Origin of the sequence: Cystobacter fuscus DSM 2262 (assembly GCF_000335475.2) — a bacterium.
GTDB lineage: Bacteria > Myxococcota > Myxococcia > Myxococcales > Myxococcaceae > Cystobacter > Cystobacter fuscus.
In genome coordinates this window covers 280,687-295,380 of sequence record NZ_ANAH02000001.1, presented here as the reverse complement: position 1 = coordinate 295,380, position 14,694 = coordinate 280,687, and the positions used below count along the sequence as shown (strand labels likewise).

Here is a 14,694-nt window from a genome sequence, read left to right as displayed (position 1 = left end):
GGGCGTCAGCCCTCGGCGGCGAACACGGTGCACGAGGACGTGCAGGTCTCGGCGACGCGCACCTTCGTCACGCGCGTGCCGGGGATGTTCACGCGCTCGAAGACCCAGGCCGCGAGCAGCTCGCTCGTGGGGTTCTCCAGCCCGGGCACCTCGTTGAGCAGGCGGTGGTCGAGCTGGGCCTGCAGCGGCTGCCAGGCCGCGGTCAGCTCGGCGAAGTCCACCACCCAGCCGAACGTGGGGTGCACGGGGCCGCGCAGGGTGATCTCGATGCGGTAGCTGTGGCCATGCACTCGCGCGCACTTGTGGCCGGGGGGGACGTTGGGGAGACGGTGCGCGGCCTCGAAGGTGAATTCCTTCGAGATCTCGGTGATGAGGGGGGGCTTGCTCAAGGTCGCGGACTCCATTCGGGCGGCCTTGTACCCTCATTCCGGCGCATGCGTCGAGCAAGCCTTCCCCCCTCGGCGCCGGCCCGGCTCGCCCGGGTCGCGGCCGTCATGAGAGGACTCAGGCCGCGCTCACGGTGCGTGTCCGTCGACATTCATGGAAGCAGGGGGGCCCCTCCCTGTACGCCTGCTGGGCAGGTCTGTACACTCCGGATTGACGCACGGCGTCGTGCGTTCCCGGGCGCTGTCGTCCGGGCAGCGGAGCCCCCCTCTCGATGAGACAACCACCGCCCGAACCGGGACTCTTCGCCGGATACACCCCCACCCCGGGAAGCATCGATGAACTGATGGGCGCCGATGGAAGCGCCCGCCCGGACTTCCAGAAGCTGCTGAATGTGTTGGGAGCGCGCTCCCCCGAGGACTTCTCCCACATGCAGACGCTGGCCGAGCGGGCCCTGCTCAACCAGGGAGTGACGTTCTCGGTGTACTCGGACCGGCGCGGCACCGAGCGCATCTTCCCCTTCTGTCTCATTCCCCGGATCATCTCGGCGCCGGACTGGGCGCACCTGGAGCGCGGGCTGGAGCAGCGCATCCGCGCGCTGGGCCTGTTTCTCGACGATGTCTACGACGGGCAGCGCCTGTTCTCCGAGCGGCCCGAGCTGCGGGACATCATCCTCAACACCCCCCTCTACCTGCCCAGGCTCCGGGGGGTGCGGCCCGCAGGCGGCGTGCGCATCCACATCGCGGGAATCGATCTGATTCGCGACGGCCAGGGCACGTTCCGGGTGCTGGAGGACAACCTGCGCACGCCCTCGGGCGTGTCCTACGTCATGGAGAACCGCATCCTCTCCAAGCGCGTGGTGCCCGAGGTGCTGGAGCTGGCGCGGGTGCGCCGCGTGGACCACTACCCGGCCCGGCTGGCGGAGACGCTGCGCGCCGTCTCTCCCGAGTCCCCCGACAGCTCCACCGTGGTGGTGCTCACCCCCGGCCCCTACAACTCCGCCTACTTCGAGCACAGCTTCCTCGCGCGCACCATGGGCGTGCCGCTGGTGCACGGTGAGGACCTGTTCGTGGAGGATGACCGGGTCTTCCTGCGCACCACGCGGGGCCCGCGCCGGGTGCACGTCATCTACCGGCGCATCGACGATGCCTTCCTGGATCCCGAGGCGTTCCGGCCGGACAGCATGCTGGGGGTGCGAGGGCTCGTGCGCGCCTGGGCCGCGGGCAACGTCACCCTGGCCAACGCGCCGGGCAACGGCGTGGCGGACGACAAGGCGACGTATGCCTTCGTGCCGGACTTCATCCGCTACTACCTGGGCGAGGAGCCCCTCCTCGAGCAGGTGCCCACCTACGTGTGCGCCCGCGAGAAGGATTGCCAGTACGTGCTCGAGCACCTGGGCGAGCTGGTGGTGAAGACGGTGGACGAGGCGGGCGGCTACGGCATGTTGATGGGGCCGCAGTCGACCCAGGCCGAGCGCGACGAGTTCCGCCAGCGCATCCTCGCCCAGCCCCGGCGCTACATCGCCCAGCCCCGGGTGGAGCTGTCCACGTGCCCCACCTGGGACACGGCCTCGCGCCAGGTGGTGGCGCGCCGGGTGGACTTGCGGCCCTACATCCTCACCGGTCCCCAGGGGCCGTGGGTGCTGCCGGGAGGCTTGAGCCGCGTGGCGCTGCGCGCCGGCTCCTATGTCGTCAACTCCAGTCAGGGGGGTGGTTCCAAGGACACCTGGGTGCAGAAGGAGGCCGTATGATCGCCCGGATCGCCGAGCACTGTTTCTGGTTGGGCCGCTACCTGGAGCGCGCGGAGAGCCTCGCCCGGGTGTTGCAGATGACCGAGCAGCTCTCGCTGGACGCGGAGCTGGCCTCGGAGCACTGCTGGACGCCGGTGCTGGCCATCTTCGGCGAGCGTCAGGCCTTCGCCGCCCGCCATGGTGTCGAGGCGGAGTCGGATGGCGAGGCCGTGCAGGGCTTCATGACCTGGGAGGAGAGCAACCTGTCGAGCCTCGTGAGCACCCTGTCCCAGGCGCGCGAGGGCGCGCGCACCATCCGCGAGGTGGTGAGCCGCGAGTGCTGGGAGGTGACGAACGAGCTGTACCTGTGGCTGGTGGGCGGTGCGGGACAGCAGGAGTACGCCCTGTCGCGCTTCGGCTTCTACCAGCACATCCGCCGCATGGTGCAACTGTGCCTGGGGCTGTTCCGCAGCACCATGCTGCACGACACGCCCCTGGACTTCATCTGGCTGGGGGTGATGCTCGAGCGCGTGGGCCAGACGGCGCGGCTGCTGGACGTGCACCACCACGTCTTCTCGGGGATGAAGCCCGGCCACCCCGTGGTGGAGACGACGCTGTGGCTGTCCCTGCTCCGGGCCTGCTCCGGCTTCGAGCCCTTCATGAAGACGCACTCCGGCCGGGTGACGGGGGACGCCGTGGCGGCCTTCCTCCTGTTCGACTCGCGCTTTCCACGCTCGGTCCACTACTGCCTGGACTCCGTGTACCGCTACCTCGTGCGGCTGTGTCCCCCCGACGTCGAGGGACAGCCGGGCAGGGAATCCCTCGCCTTCATCCTCCCCTTGCTCGCCGAACTGCGGCCCCAGTCCCTGGCGAGCCCGGACGCCACCGTGCACGCCCTGCTCACCCGCATGGTGGAGGGGACCGCGGAGCTCTGCTCGCTCATCTCCCAGGAGTACTTCGGCCGCAAGCCGGTCATCCCCGACCAAACGCTGGGCGTGCAGGTGATGACTGGTTAGATTCGCGCGTCATGCTCAACCTGCTCGCGCTGTCCTTCGAAGGAGAGCTCGCCCCCAGCCTCGACCTGCGCTGCCTGGCTCCAGGCCGCAAGCCGCCGGATGGCTGGGGTGTGGGTTACTACCCGGGGGGCGAACTCGCGGCCAGCCTCCTCAAGGAGGCCGCTCCGCACGCGGGCAGCATCCGCAGTGAGATGGTGCGCACGTGGGATCCGCTGGAGTCCTCCATCTTCCTCATGCACCTGCGCACGGCGACGTGGGGGCCCATCACCGAGGCCAACACCCAGCCCTTCTGCCGCAGTGCCTGGGGCCGCGACTGGATCCTGGCCCACAGCGGCAGCCTCGAGCAGCGGCTGCCCATTCCCCTGGACGCGCGCTTCCAGCCGGTGGGCTCCACGGACTCGGAGGCGCTCTTCTGCCGCCTGCTGGAGTGGATGCAGGAGCGGGGCTGGCGCTCGCTGGGCGACGTGGACCCGGCCCAGCTTCGCGGCTGGTTGGAGGAGATGAATGGTCTGGGTCCGCTGACGCTCGTGCTCTCGGACGGGCTGGACCTGTGCGTCTACGCGGACCGCACCTCGGCCACCCGGTGCTGGGTGTGGCAGGTGTCTCCGCCCTACGAGCGGCTCATCCTCGGCGACGAGGACCTGGAGTTGGATCTCACGCGGCGTGGGGCCAAGAGCCGCAAGGGCTTCATCGTCAGCACGGATCCCCTGGCCTCGCGCACCGATACGCCCACGAACTGGACGCAGCTGCCCCCGGGCGCGTTGATGGTGTTCCGCCAGGGCGCCGTGCGCGCCGAGGTGCTGCCGCCCTGGGCGCAGGAGGCGGGCGCCGTCCCCTCCGCCGCCGTCGCCGAGTTCGAGGCCCGCCGCCGGCTGCGCCGCCCGCCCGAGGCCTCGGTGCGGGTGATGGACGTGCACCACCGCACCGTCTACCGCTACGCGCAGCCCGTGGAGCGCAGCGCGCACAAGTTGCGGCTCACCCCCTCCCATGACCGGCTCCAGTCGCTGCTCTCGCACGAGGTGACGCTCTCCTCGGGGGTGACGCGCTCCGAGTACGAGGACGTCTTCGGCAACCGGGTGCGCAAGGTGCTCGTGGAGACGCCCTACACGGAGCTCGTCATCGAGGGGCGCTCGCGCGTGGAGCTGCGCGACACGGATCCGCTGGGCTACCGCCCGCTGCGCGAGCGCTCCACGCTGCCGCTCGTGTGGATGCCCTGGCAGCGCAACATGCTCCAGCCCTACCTGCTGCCGCCGGAGCTGCCGGAGACGCAACTGGAGGAGCTCGTCGAGTACGCGATGAGCTTCGCGCGCCGCAACGACTTCGACCTGCTGGACACGCTGCTGGACATCAACTTCAGCATCTTCAAGGAGTACCGCTACGTCCAGGGCTCCACCCACCTGGGCACCACGCCCTTCGACGTGTACTCGGCGCGCCAGGGCGTGTGTCAGGACTTCGCCAACGTCTTCATCTGCCTGGCGCGGCTGTTGGGCGTGCCCGCGCGCTACACGTGCGGCTACATCTACACCGGGCCCAAGCACGCCAACCACGCCCAGTCCGAGGCCACGCACGCCTGGGTGCAGGTGTACCTGCCCGAGGTGGGCTGGAAGGGCTTCGATCCCACCAACGGCATCCTCACCCAGACGGACCACGTGCGCGTCGCCGTGGGCCGGCAGTACTCGGACTGCACGCCCACCGCGGGCACCATCTTCCTGGGCGGAGGCGGCGAGAAGCTCGAGGTCTCCGTGCGCTGCGAGCCCGTGGAGCCCGGGGCGAAGTGATCACTTGCTCGACGGGGGGCTCTTCCTGGCCGGGCGCCGGTTCCCGGTCTTCACCTGCTTGATTTCGTCGCCGCGGCAGACGCGCACGCGCAGGAACTGCTGGAGCTGCCGCAGCGCGAGATCATGGTCGGTGTCGCTCTCGGCGCAGCAGCAGTCGCTGAGCACGGTGAGCTTGTACTCATACATGTGCGCGTCGTGGGCGCTGAAGAAGACGCACAGGTTGGTGGCGATGCCCGAGAGGATGAGCTTCTTCGTGCCCAGGTGCTGCAGGAGCGGCACGAGCGACGTGGCGAAGAAGGCCGAGTGCTTGGGCTTGAGGATGAAGTAGTCGTCCGGATCGGGCTTGAGGGCTCGCGCCACCTTGCGGCCACGAGCGCCCGGGCGCGTGCAGTACTTGTAGACATCGCTGAAGTTGCTGCGCCAGTGGTCGAAGTTGTCATTGACGTAGATGACGGGCACGCCCGCCTTGCGCATGCGCTGCGCGAAGGGGGCGAGCCGCTCGACCATCCGCTCCGCCCAGGGCAGCACCCGCTCCCCGCCCGGGAACTCCAGATCGTTGATGACATCGATGATCAACAACGCGGTGTCGGAACGCTGGTCGGGCACGGGGACTCCTCCGGGCGGTGAGCGGAAGCTTCAGGGCGTGAAGCGGTGGATTTCGTACGGGCCGCGCTCCGCGGGGGGCAGGTGGATCTGCGAGGTGGTGACGTAGATCTTCCCATCGGGACCCTGGGCGAAGCTGTCGGGCCAGCGCAGGCGGTTGTCCTGGACGACCTGCGTGTAGGCACCCCCGGGAACGTAGCGGTGGATGGAGCTGTCCTCCAGGCCGCCGAGCCAGAGTGTCCCGTTGCGGTCAAACATGATGCCGTCGGTGGCGACGATGGTGTGCACGCGCTCGATGCGCGGGGCGATCGCCTCGTCCTTCTGCTGGAAGTCGAGCAGGGCCGCGGTGGGGATGCGCCACAGCACGTGGCCGGTGAGCGCCGTCCAGTAGAGCGTCTCGCGGTCCGGGGAGAGCGCGATGCCGTCGGACTGGACGCGCTTCTTCATCGTCCGGCCCATCACCGTGAGGGGCTGCTCCTCGGCGTGGGTGGAGGGGTGTTGGGCGAGCACCTTGCGCGCGTTGCCGCTCTCGAGGTTGAGCACCACGAGGCCCCCGGCCTGCGAGTCGGTGAGGTAGGCGACGTTGCGCTTGGTGTCGAACGTCACGTCATTGAGGTAGCTGTCGCCGGAGGAGACCTCGGGCGCGAAGGTGTAGCTGCGCACCAGCTCGTCGCGGGCGAGGTCGAACTGGTGGAGCCGGGGCGGGGTGATGACGCCCTTGAACTGGGGGTTGCCGGTGTCCAGCACCCACAGCCGGTCCTGGTCGTCGATGACCACGCTCTGCACGGCGACGAAGCGCTGGGGATCCTGCGTCTCGGGCGTCCAGGTGTTCCAGGTGGCGTTGGGATAGGGGACGATCTCGCCGTCCTTCAGCTCGGCGACGGAGACGGGGACGTCCTCGGACCAGCGGGGGAAGTTGACGAAGATGCGGCCCTTCTGGGACACGGCGATCCCCGTCCACTGACGGGGCGAGCTGGCCACGAGCTCCAGGGGGGTGGAGGACGAGCCTGGGGAGGAGCCAGGGGCCTGGTGGGCGCAGGACGCCATCACGAGCGCGGTGACGGCCAGGAGGAACGAACGCATGGGGTCTCCATGAAATGAGGGGACCCGAAGATGGGGATTCCCGTCGCCGCTCGCCACTCTTTCGGCGCGTCAACCCCCATGCGCTTCATGCCTCGCGCGGCGTCTCCACGAGCACTCGGGCCCATCGGGTTTGGTGTGGCGCGTGCGAACACCCTTCTCTGGCTTATCGTTGGAGTAAGCCTCGTATCAGCGCAAGGAGGCGGGGTCGGAGGAAGTTCAGGCTTCCGGAGGTGGTGGGGATGTCTGGGCGGACGGTGCCGATACTCATGTCATGGGCCTCAAGGTGATAGTCAACGATGGCATGGCTGTTCCGTTGTTGCTCGTCCCTGAGGAGAGGAATAGCGAATGAAATTCTTCATCATCGCGGAGGACGGCGGGTTGCCATCCGCATCCGACTTGGCTTCCTACCTGAACGCGCGCTGGCCCGGCGCCACGGTGAAGCCAATCTCCAATCCCGAGAGAAGCTATGCCTTGGAGTTCCATGTCCCCATGGCTGATTCGCGACTGGAGGGGTTGCTTCACAAGACGAGGGGCTCCATGACATTTGAAGGTGTCCCTCTTCGGGAGATTTCAGAGTTCGTCCAGTGGTGCCGCTCCCTCGTGCCCTCTCATGTGTCCCTCCTTTTCTGCGACGAGAGCATGAATGGCGAGGTGAAGGTGACTCCGACGATGTCCGCGGCACAAATCCTCGAAGCATTTCACGCGAGTGGAGGGTAGGTCACTGACGCCACGGTTTGATGGGGCCGGGCTGCTGCGCGGGACGGGACCCTGGCGCGTGATGCCGCTCGTCTACGCGTCGTAGGATTTACGCGGCGCGTCACCCGTGTCATGGTCCGCCGCGAGCGAACCTTGATGACACCCAAAGACACTGAAGCTCCAGCGGCGCAGGCCGACCTGGCCCCACCCGCCCTCGCTGGAGCACTCGCCGCGCCGCTGCCCGCCGCCCGGGCCGGTGGCGGCAAGCTGGAGTTCGCCCTCGGGGTCCTCAACGGCGTGCTGGGGGACTACCTCCACCGCCAGAACAACGGGCTGGCCACGCCGATGGAGCTCTTCCTCGACGGGCACCCGGTGCGGCTCGACCGGGAGTCGCTCCGGCGTGCGTACCCCGCCCCCACGGGCCGGCTGGCGCTCTGGGTACACGGGCTCGCCGTCACCGAGGCCATCTGGTCCTTCCCTGGCGAGCCCGCGGTGACCTACGGCGCGCTGCTGCAACGGGACCAGGGCGTGACGCCGCTCTACCTCCGCTACAACACGGGTCTGCACATCTCCGACAACGGCGAGGCCCTGGCCCGGCTGCTGGAGACGCTGATGGTCTGTTACCCCGTCCCCATCGAGGAACTCATCCTGGTGGGCTACAGCATGGGCGGGCTCGTGGTGCGCAGCGCGTGCCACGTGGCCGCCGAGGCGGGGCACTCCTGGTTGTCCCGGGTCCGCCGCGCCCTCTACCTGGGCGTACCGCACCTGGGCTCGCCACTCGAACGGGCGGGCAAGGCGGTGAGCCAGGTGCTGCGAGCGATTCCCAATCCCTACACGCAATTGGTGGCGGACGTCGTCGACCTGCGCAGCAGCGGCGTGAAGGATCTGGGTTACGGCAACCTGGTGAAGCAGGACTGGGAGGACGCCGAGGGCGAGGCTCACCTCCAGAACCGCCGCCACCCCGTCCCGCTGCTCCCGGAGCTGTCCCATCACCTGCTCGTCGGATCACTGGGTAACGATGAGCGCCACCTGCTCTCGATGCTCTTCGGCGACGGCGTGGTGCCCCTGGCAAGCGCCGCGGGACGGGCGGATCCGGAGGACCGCTCGCCTGTGTTTCCGCAGGAGAACGTCAAGGTCGTGGCGGGGTTGGACCACTTCGCCCTGGCCCACCACCCGGATGTCTATGCCCAGGTGAGGGCCTGGTGCGAACAGGAGCTTCCATGAAGAAGTGGCAAGGCTTGACGGAGCTGGTGCGGGACGCGGTGGACAAGGGCGCGACGGCGGTGGAGCAGGTGCACAAGCGCACCGCCGCGAAGCCCTTCGAGTTGCTGGAGAAGGTGCCCTCGATCGCGGTCCCCGTCCGGGGCGTGCACGAGCTCCATGACCTGGCTGTCTCGGGCTCGTATGGGATGGTCCGGTGGGTCAACCGCGTGGTCGGCACGACGGTGGGCATCGCGCTCGACCTGCTCGAGCAGTCACGCGCGCAAGACGTCGGCCCAACCACTCCGGGTGCCGCACCGAGCCGTCGAAGCGCTGACTGACCTTGTACTTCTCGAAGGCGCCGTGCCCCTGAGATGGGAGGGAGAGAGGACGGGGGGCGCTGGGAACCCGCCGATGTGGCACATTGTGGGTTGCTGGGGGGTCGTTCAATACGTTAAAACGAGATAGTCCAGTTGATCCAGGAGGTTCCTGCCTTGGCTCCTATCTCGTCACGTCTCCCGTCCCCTCCGCCGGCACGCACCGTATCGCCCGGTCCCTCCACGCCGAGTGCTCCGTCCGCTCCGCCGGCGCGCGCCGCATCACCCGCTCCCTCCACGACGGGTCCCGCGGCGCCTCAGCCGACGCGCACCGCATCGCCCGCTCCCTCCACGACGGCTGCCGCCCCGACGGGGCGCACGCCTCCGCCTGCGCTCCCGGCGAGCGTCACCCAGCAGGAGTTTCCGAACAACGCGCAGAAGCAGGAGGCCACGGCGCACCTGAACACCATCAAGCAGAACCTGGGTCAGCCGAATCTCCACGTGGGGCCGACCACCACGTACTCGGTTCAGGGCGGCAAGGAGCAGTACCACGCGACCCAGGTGGGCCAGATCAAGATCGTGGACCAGAACGCCGACCTCAAGTTCACCAACGGCGTGCTCAATGACCTGTCGATGATCTCGAGCAAGCCGTCCGGCAAGGCCATGCTCAACAGCATCAACTCGTACGATGGCACCAACGGCAAGACCGCCCAGAACGTCGCCGTCTACCACCGGGAGGGTCTGGGCAATTCGACCGACAAGGCCTCGGAGTCGCCCGGACTGCAAATGCACAAGGGGGCGCGGGTCGATATCAACGGCAAGCCGGGCCTCGGTCTCTCCCCCGAGGAGGCGAAGAATGAGTCCTCGCTCAAGCCGAAGTACGGCGCGTTCAACGCGGATGCGAACAAGCCCTCGCACGTGACGCTGATGCATGAGCTCGTCCATGCGGATGACATCGTGCGCGGCATCAACAACGCCAATGACATCCAGCTCGGCCAGAACAAGGCGATGAAGGTCAACGAGGCGCGTGCGACCGGCGTCAGCAAGTTCCGCGACGACGCGTACATGCAAGGACAGTCCTCCAAGCCCCAGATCTATTCGGAGAACACCTACCGCAAGGAGTGTGGTCTCCCCGAGCGGCTCTTCTACTCGTCGTCCGCCGAGGTCAAGGTGTCCGGGTTCATGGGCTTCCCCAGCAGCGGCCCGCCGAAGGTGGTCGATCCGAAGGGCCACATGGACAACTACCTCAACAACCTCCAGACGAAGTGAGGGGTCCGGCGCTCGCCTGGGGACGCTTCAGGGGGCGAGCAGTGCTTCCACGAGCGCCGTGGCCTGGGGGTGGAGGGGGTGGTCCGGAGGCAGGTCCCGCAGGATCTGCTGGGCCAGCTCGACGCTCTCGTTGTCCCGGCCGGTCCGCGCGTACGCGAGCACGAGGTTGAGCGAGGGCTCGGGCTGGGTGGGCGCTCGGCGCCGTGCCTCTTCGAGGACCTCGACGGCGCGCTTCAGGTAGCGCTTGCCCTCGCTCATCAGGTACAGGCCCATGTCGTTGTAGGCCCGCCAGTTGTCCGGTTCCAGCGCGATGGCTTCCTCGTAGGCGCGCAGGGCGCCCGTCGTATCCGGGGGCAGCAGGGCCTTGCAGGCCTCCGCCTCCAGCAGCTTGAGGTGCACCGAGCGCGTTCCCTGGGTCCAGGCCTCGCGCACCAGCTTCAAGGCCTCCCGGTTGCGCTTCCTCTCCAGGAATTCGGAGACCTGTTGAACCAACTTGTCGTGTGGAGTCATGTCGTTCCTCAGGTGACGCGTCCGTTTCGGGGAGGAGAGCGGGGCACCGAGAAGGTGTCAAACACCTCGTACACCACCGAGAAGGTGTCAAACACCTCGTACTGGTGGTGATGTCCCCGGCGGGGAAGGCCTCGGAGGCCGTGGCGTGTTGGTCGGCGACGTATCGCCGAATCCGCGAGACGTCGCGGAGGCGGGGAGCGCACATCCGGCGAGCCGTGGAATGGGCCGCGGGAGGGAAGTGCTACAGTCGTGGACGATGTCCCGCTCCGAGCCCCGCGATTCCCAGTCCCCCCCGCTGGTCGCCGAGGTCTCCACGGCCATCGGTCACGAGCGGCGCGCCGCGGCATCCGCCGACCAGGTGGTGCCGGTGCTGACCCTCTTGTCCCATCCCACGGCCACCCGGGCCGGAGAGCGGCTCCTGCTGGAGGGGATCGCCGCCGGTCGGGAGGTGGCCCTGTCTCGCAACGGCCCGAACTTCACCCGGCCTGGAGAGACCTTCGGGCAGCCCCTGTCCGACCCTTTCGTGAGCCGCAACCCCCTCGTGTTCTCACCGGGCGAAGGGGGGCGGCTCCGGCTGCGCGTGGGCGAGGGCGGAACCCGGGTGGTGGCGGACGAACGGCTCGTGACGAGCCGTGAATTCACGCCGGAGGAACTGGCGGCGGGCGTGCTGTTGGAACTCTCGGGCCGGGTGGTGTTGCTGCTGCACCTGGACTCGGGCAGGGCGCGAGCACCCGGTGACACGCTGGGCATGGTGGGCGAGAGTCCTGGCATCCGGCGCGTACGCGAGCACATCCAGCGCATCGCCGACCTCCATGTCCCGGTGTTGATCCGGGGGGAGACCGGGACGGGCAAGGAACTGGTGGCCCAGGCCATCCACCAGCACGGCCCGCGCAAGGGGCACTCCTTCATCAGCGTGAACCTGGGCGCCATCCCCAAGGAGTTGGCGGCCGCCGAGCTGTTCGGCGCGCACCGGGGCGCCTTCACTGGAGCGACGCGGGAGCGCGAGGGCTTCTTCCGGGCGGCCCAGGGGGGCACCCTGTTCCTCGACGAGGTGGGCGAGGCGCCTCCGGAGGTGCAGGTGATGCTGCTCCGGGTGCTGGAGACCGGTGAGCTGTACCCGGTGGGTGGGCATACGCCCATCAAGACGGATGTCCGGCTGATCGCCGCGACCGATGCCAACCTGGAGGAGCACATCCGGGAGGGGCGCTTCAAGGCGCCGTTGCTGCATCGTCTGGCGGGTTATGAAATCCGGCTGCCCCCCTTGCGCGAGCGCCGTGAGGACATCGGGATGCTGTTCCAGCACTTCGCCCGGGAGGAGCTGGAGGCCATTGGCGAGGCCCACCGCCTGACGCCCCGGGATCCCTATGCCGAGCCGTGGTTGTCGGCGTCGCTCGCGGTGCGCCTGCTGCGCTACTCGTGGCCCGGCAACATCCGGCAGTTGCGCAACCTCACCCGGCAGTTGGTGATTGGCAGCCGGGGGCAGCCCGTGCTGCAACTGGACTCGCGGCTCGCCGGGGAACTGGACGCCACGGGGCCCGTCCAGAAGCCAGCGGAACCCGCCGCTCCCCCCACGGCGGTGGCTCGCCGCAAGTCCACCGAGGTCACCGGGGACGAGCTCCTCTCGGCGCTCCGGCGGCACGCCTGGGATCTCAAGTCGGCGGCGGACGCGCTCGGCATTCCGCGCTCCTCCATCTACGATCTCATCGACAAGCACCCGAACATCCGCAGGGCGGGGACCCTGAGCGCGGAGGAGATCGCCGCCTGCCACCGGGAGTGCGGAGGCGACCTGGACGCCATGGTCCAGCGCCTGGAGGTGTCCAAGAAGGCGCTCAACCGGCGCCTCAAGGAACTGGGGCTGGCTTGAGCGCCAGGAACTCCCTGAGTCGCGGCAGGTCGGCGGCGAAGCGTTGGCGCAGATTCGAAAGGAATAGCACCATGGCGAAGCATCAACTGATCATCCCCGAGAGCATCTACACGTCCTTCCCGGTCCGTTCCGAAGCAGGGCGGCTCAAGGAGCTCTGCACGCTGGTGATCAACTGGAAGGGGACCTGGGCGCCAGACGATGACCCCGAGCTGTCTCTGGTGGTGGCTCCAGGGGATGAGCTCGAGATCGTGCTCTCTGCCGAGCGGCACCAGGGGGGCAGCTTGTGGCTCTTCAAGCGGGAGCTCCCCTTGCTCCTGCCAGAGAATGCGGTCCGGAGTGAGCGCACCTGGGAACGCGTGGACCTCGAGCGCGGGAGCAGGGTGCTCCAGGTGAACCACGCGCTCTCTCGTGACTCGGGAGAGTCGCGCTATGACCTGCGCGTCAGTGAGCTGGGACAGTTTCCAGAGCCCATCGTCGGGCAGGGACAGGCCGGCACCCTGACGGCTTCCAAGCCCTGAGGGCGGTTCAGGGGAACTCCGCGTGGGCGGCCTTGACCGCCCACTCCCCTCGCGACGGATGTGTCGTTACGGGCCGCAGCAGAGCAGCGCGTGGGGCCTGCCGGTGGAGGTGCTGCGGGAGAGGCCCGCGGCGTAGCTGCCGGGACCGCACTCGCCCTTCCAATTCCCGGGGTCCCAGTCGCCCGAGGCGGGGTTCCAGCCTCCATTCTGGCCGTCGAAGACGCGGGCGACGCAGGCGTTGTGGGCCACCGCGCCGGGGCAGCAGAGCATGGCGGTGATCCCGTGGGCGGTGTCCTGGGCCACACCGGCGACGAACTCGTTCGTGCCGCACTCCCCCTTGTAGTACCCGGAATCCCAGTCGCCGGTGGCGAGGGTTCCGCGGCTGTCGCCGGTGGAGAAGTGCCGGGTGTAGCAGCCGTTGTGCGGGAAGCGGGAGTCACCGCTGGCGCGGCACAGCGCGATGCGGGTATTGCGCGAGGTGGGGTTGAGGGACAGGCCGGCCACCATCTCCCCGTTGGCGCACTCGGACTTCCAGCTGAAGGCGGCCCAGTCGCCGGTGGAGGTGGTGCGGCGCGCATCCCCGAACTCGAAGTTCACCGGACTGTCGACCCGCGTCAGATAGAACCGGGCGTAATCATCGTTGGACTGGTAGCGCGTGCTGATCAACTTGTCACCCCAGCCATCCTCGTGGAGGTAGAGACCGTCTGCCTTGACGGAGATGCGCCAGCTTCCATCTCCAGAGGGAGTGAACAGGAACACGGTGTAGTCGTCGTTGGACTGGTAGCGCGTGCTGATCAACTTGTCACCCCAGCCATCCTCGTGGAGGTAGAGGCCATCCGCCTTCACCTTGATCCGCCAGCCCTCGCCATTGGGCTCCAGGATGAACTGGGTGTAGTCGTCGTTGGGCTGGTAGCGTGTGCTGATCAACTTGTCACCCCAGCCATGCTCGTGGAGGAAGCGGCCATCCGCCTTCACCTGGATGCGATAGCTGGCACCGGTCCGGAGGTTGGTATAGTCATTCGCCCAGCTCGCGAACACATCGGAGCGCACCGAGGCACAGGAATACACTTCGTTGTTCCCGTACCAGCAGTAGGACGTGACGCTGACGGCCCTGCCCTCGCTGTCGATGCAGGGGCCTCCCGAGTCCCCCTTCCACTGCACCTGGCCCGAGCCGTTCCGGTCGAAGTTGTATTCGTTCTCCGTGCGGCTGCTGAGGCTCAGGGGCGCCGTGCGCAACGTGCCAGCACCCGCGTTGAAGGTGTCGAGGCCGTATCCAAAGCACTGCACCGCTTCCCCCACCGCGAGCGGCGTGGTGCGCAGTGCCCTGAAGTAGCCGTTGCTCGAGTTCCTCATGCTCAGCGGGCTCTGCAGGTGTGCCAGGGTGACATCCAGGTTCGGGTGGTTGACCACCTGAATCACCCCGCGGGACTGCGAGCCCATATACGCCGTCGCTCCCACGACGACGTTGCAATGCTTCGCGGTGAGCACCCACTCGTTGTTGAGCAGCGTGGCGCTGCAGAGCGAGCCGTTGCTGACCATCATGACGAGGCCGCTGTTCTCCGCCTCGTACGGGGTGCCGTTGATGATCTCCTGGCCCGAGGACTGGAGATTCGTTTCCGGCGGACCGTCCTGAGTGGTGCATGCGCCAAGGAAGACACACAGCGCCGACGACCAGCGCACGACCCTCGAAGACCTCGGGACTCCTGGAGTATTGTGTTCTCGCGACA

The 14,694-nt window shown here is 68.1% G+C and carries 14 protein-coding genes; 9 read left to right on the top strand and 5 right to left on the bottom strand.

The features are described 5' to 3' along the window. Positions 1-5: 5 nt before the first annotated feature. On the bottom strand, positions 6-404 hold the full coding sequence (gene queD, locus D187_RS01125; RefSeq protein ID WP_002629702.1) for a 6-carboxytetrahydropterin synthase QueD: 399 nt from the start codon (positions 402-404) through the stop codon (positions 6-8). Between the two features lie 254 nt (positions 405-658). Here queD and D187_RS01120 point away from each other — a divergent pair, with 254 nt between their 5' ends. The 3 genes from D187_RS01120 to D187_RS01110 are packed head-to-tail and all read left to right on the top strand — an operon-like array spanning position 659 to position 4,907. Then, positions 659-2,134, top strand: a complete 1,476-nt coding sequence (locus tag D187_RS01120; RefSeq protein WP_002629700.1) for a circularly permuted type 2 ATP-grasp protein — start codon at positions 659-661, stop codon at positions 2,132-2,134. After that, positions 2,131-3,129: an alpha-E domain-containing protein gene (locus tag D187_RS01115; RefSeq protein WP_002629699.1), complete on the top strand. Its 999-nt coding sequence runs from the start codon at positions 2,131-2,133 to the stop codon at positions 3,127-3,129. The genes D187_RS01120 and D187_RS01115 overlap by 4 nt, the downstream gene beginning before the upstream one ends. A gap of 11 nt (positions 3,130-3,140) precedes the next feature. Further along, a complete protein-coding gene (locus D187_RS01110; RefSeq protein WP_002629698.1) occupies positions 3,141-4,907 on the top strand; it encodes a class II glutamine amidotransferase in 1,767 nt (588 codons plus the stop codon). Here the strand turns inward: D187_RS01110 and D187_RS01105 are convergent, their stop codons facing one another. After that, complete coding sequence (locus D187_RS01105; protein WP_002629697.1) at positions 4,908-5,513, bottom strand: cysteine hydrolase family protein; 606 nt, start codon at positions 5,511-5,513, stop codon at positions 4,908-4,910. It lies immediately after the preceding gene. A gap of 30 nt (positions 5,514-5,543) precedes the next feature. Next, positions 5,544-6,593: an SMP-30/gluconolactonase/LRE family protein gene (locus tag D187_RS01100; RefSeq protein ID WP_002629696.1), complete on the bottom strand. Its 1,050-nt coding sequence runs from the start codon at positions 6,591-6,593 to the stop codon at positions 5,544-5,546. 345 nt (positions 6,594-6,938) lie between these two features. Between D187_RS01100 and D187_RS01095 the strand changes: the two genes are divergently transcribed. The 4 genes from D187_RS01095 to D187_RS01080 all read left to right on the top strand — a co-directional run bounded on the left by D187_RS01095 (position 6,939) and on the right by D187_RS01080 (position 10,075). Continuing rightward, positions 6,939-7,310, top strand: coding sequence for a hypothetical protein (locus D187_RS01095; RefSeq protein WP_002629695.1), 372 nt, complete (start codon positions 6,939-6,941; stop codon positions 7,308-7,310). A gap of 135 nt (positions 7,311-7,445) precedes the next feature. Further along, positions 7,446-8,513 (top strand): esterase/lipase family protein, encoded by a 1,068-nt coding sequence (locus tag D187_RS01090; protein ID WP_002629694.1) that lies wholly within the window; start codon positions 7,446-7,448, stop codon positions 8,511-8,513. Further along, positions 8,510-8,830, top strand: coding sequence for a hypothetical protein (locus D187_RS01085; protein WP_002629693.1), 321 nt, complete (start codon positions 8,510-8,512; stop codon positions 8,828-8,830). The genes D187_RS01090 and D187_RS01085 overlap by 4 nt, the downstream gene beginning before the upstream one ends. 153 nt (positions 8,831-8,983) lie before the next feature. Next, positions 8,984-10,075, top strand: a complete 1,092-nt coding sequence (locus D187_RS01080) for a M91 family zinc metallopeptidase (protein WP_002629692.1) — start codon at positions 8,984-8,986, stop codon at positions 10,073-10,075. Positions 10,076-10,102: 27 nt separating this feature from the next. Here the strand turns inward: D187_RS01080 and D187_RS01075 are convergent, their stop codons facing one another. After that, entirely contained in the window at positions 10,103-10,585 is a 483-nt protein-coding gene (locus D187_RS01075) for a tetratricopeptide repeat protein (protein WP_002629691.1), read from the bottom strand. 256 nt (positions 10,586-10,841) lie between these two features. On the opposite strand from D187_RS01075, the gene D187_RS01070 reads away from it, so the two are divergent. Together D187_RS01070 and D187_RS01065 are read left to right on the top strand one after the other, a co-directional pair. After that, the gene (locus tag D187_RS01070; RefSeq protein ID WP_051256158.1) at positions 10,842-12,449 is read left to right on the top strand and encodes a sigma 54-interacting transcriptional regulator; all 1,608 of its coding nucleotides are present in this window, start codon (positions 10,842-10,844) and stop codon (positions 12,447-12,449) included. Between the two features lie 71 nt (positions 12,450-12,520). Then, positions 12,521-12,967 (top strand): hypothetical protein, encoded by a 447-nt coding sequence (locus tag D187_RS01065; RefSeq protein ID WP_002629688.1) that lies wholly within the window; start codon positions 12,521-12,523, stop codon positions 12,965-12,967. 66 nt (positions 12,968-13,033) lie between these two features. On the opposite strand, the gene D187_RS49265 is transcribed toward D187_RS01065, so the two are convergent. After that, positions 13,034-14,647 (bottom strand): trypsin-like serine protease, encoded by a 1,614-nt coding sequence (locus D187_RS49265; protein ID WP_002629687.1) that lies wholly within the window; start codon positions 14,645-14,647, stop codon positions 13,034-13,036. Positions 14,648-14,694: the final 47 nt, after the last annotated feature.

Coding starts and splice junctions, on each gene's coding strand:
- D187_RS01075 (WP_002629691.1), bottom strand. CDS start 10,585: ATGACTCCACACGACAAGTTGGTTCAACAGGTCTCCGAATTCCTGGAG.
- D187_RS01095 (WP_002629695.1), top strand. CDS start 6,939: ATGAAATTCTTCATCATCGCGGAGGACGGCGGGTTGCCATCCGCATCC.
- D187_RS01090 (WP_002629694.1), top strand. CDS start 7,446: ATGACACCCAAAGACACTGAAGCTCCAGCGGCGCAGGCCGACCTGGCC.
- D187_RS01120 (WP_002629700.1), top strand. CDS start 659: ATGAGACAACCACCGCCCGAACCGGGACTCTTCGCCGGATACACCCCC.
- D187_RS01115 (WP_002629699.1), top strand. CDS start 2,131: ATGATCGCCCGGATCGCCGAGCACTGTTTCTGGTTGGGCCGCTACCTG.
- D187_RS01085 (WP_002629693.1), top strand. CDS start 8,510: ATGAAGAAGTGGCAAGGCTTGACGGAGCTGGTGCGGGACGCGGTGGAC.
- D187_RS01100 (WP_002629696.1), bottom strand. CDS start 6,593: ATGCGTTCGTTCCTCCTGGCCGTCACCGCGCTCGTGATGGCGTCCTGC.
- queD (WP_002629702.1), bottom strand. CDS start 404: ATGGAGTCCGCGACCTTGAGCAAGCCCCCCCTCATCACCGAGATCTCG.
- D187_RS01065 (WP_002629688.1), top strand. CDS start 12,521: ATGGCGAAGCATCAACTGATCATCCCCGAGAGCATCTACACGTCCTTC.
- D187_RS01110 (WP_002629698.1), top strand. CDS start 3,141: ATGCTCAACCTGCTCGCGCTGTCCTTCGAAGGAGAGCTCGCCCCCAGC.
- D187_RS01070 (WP_051256158.1), top strand. CDS start 10,842: ATGTCCCGCTCCGAGCCCCGCGATTCCCAGTCCCCCCCGCTGGTCGCC.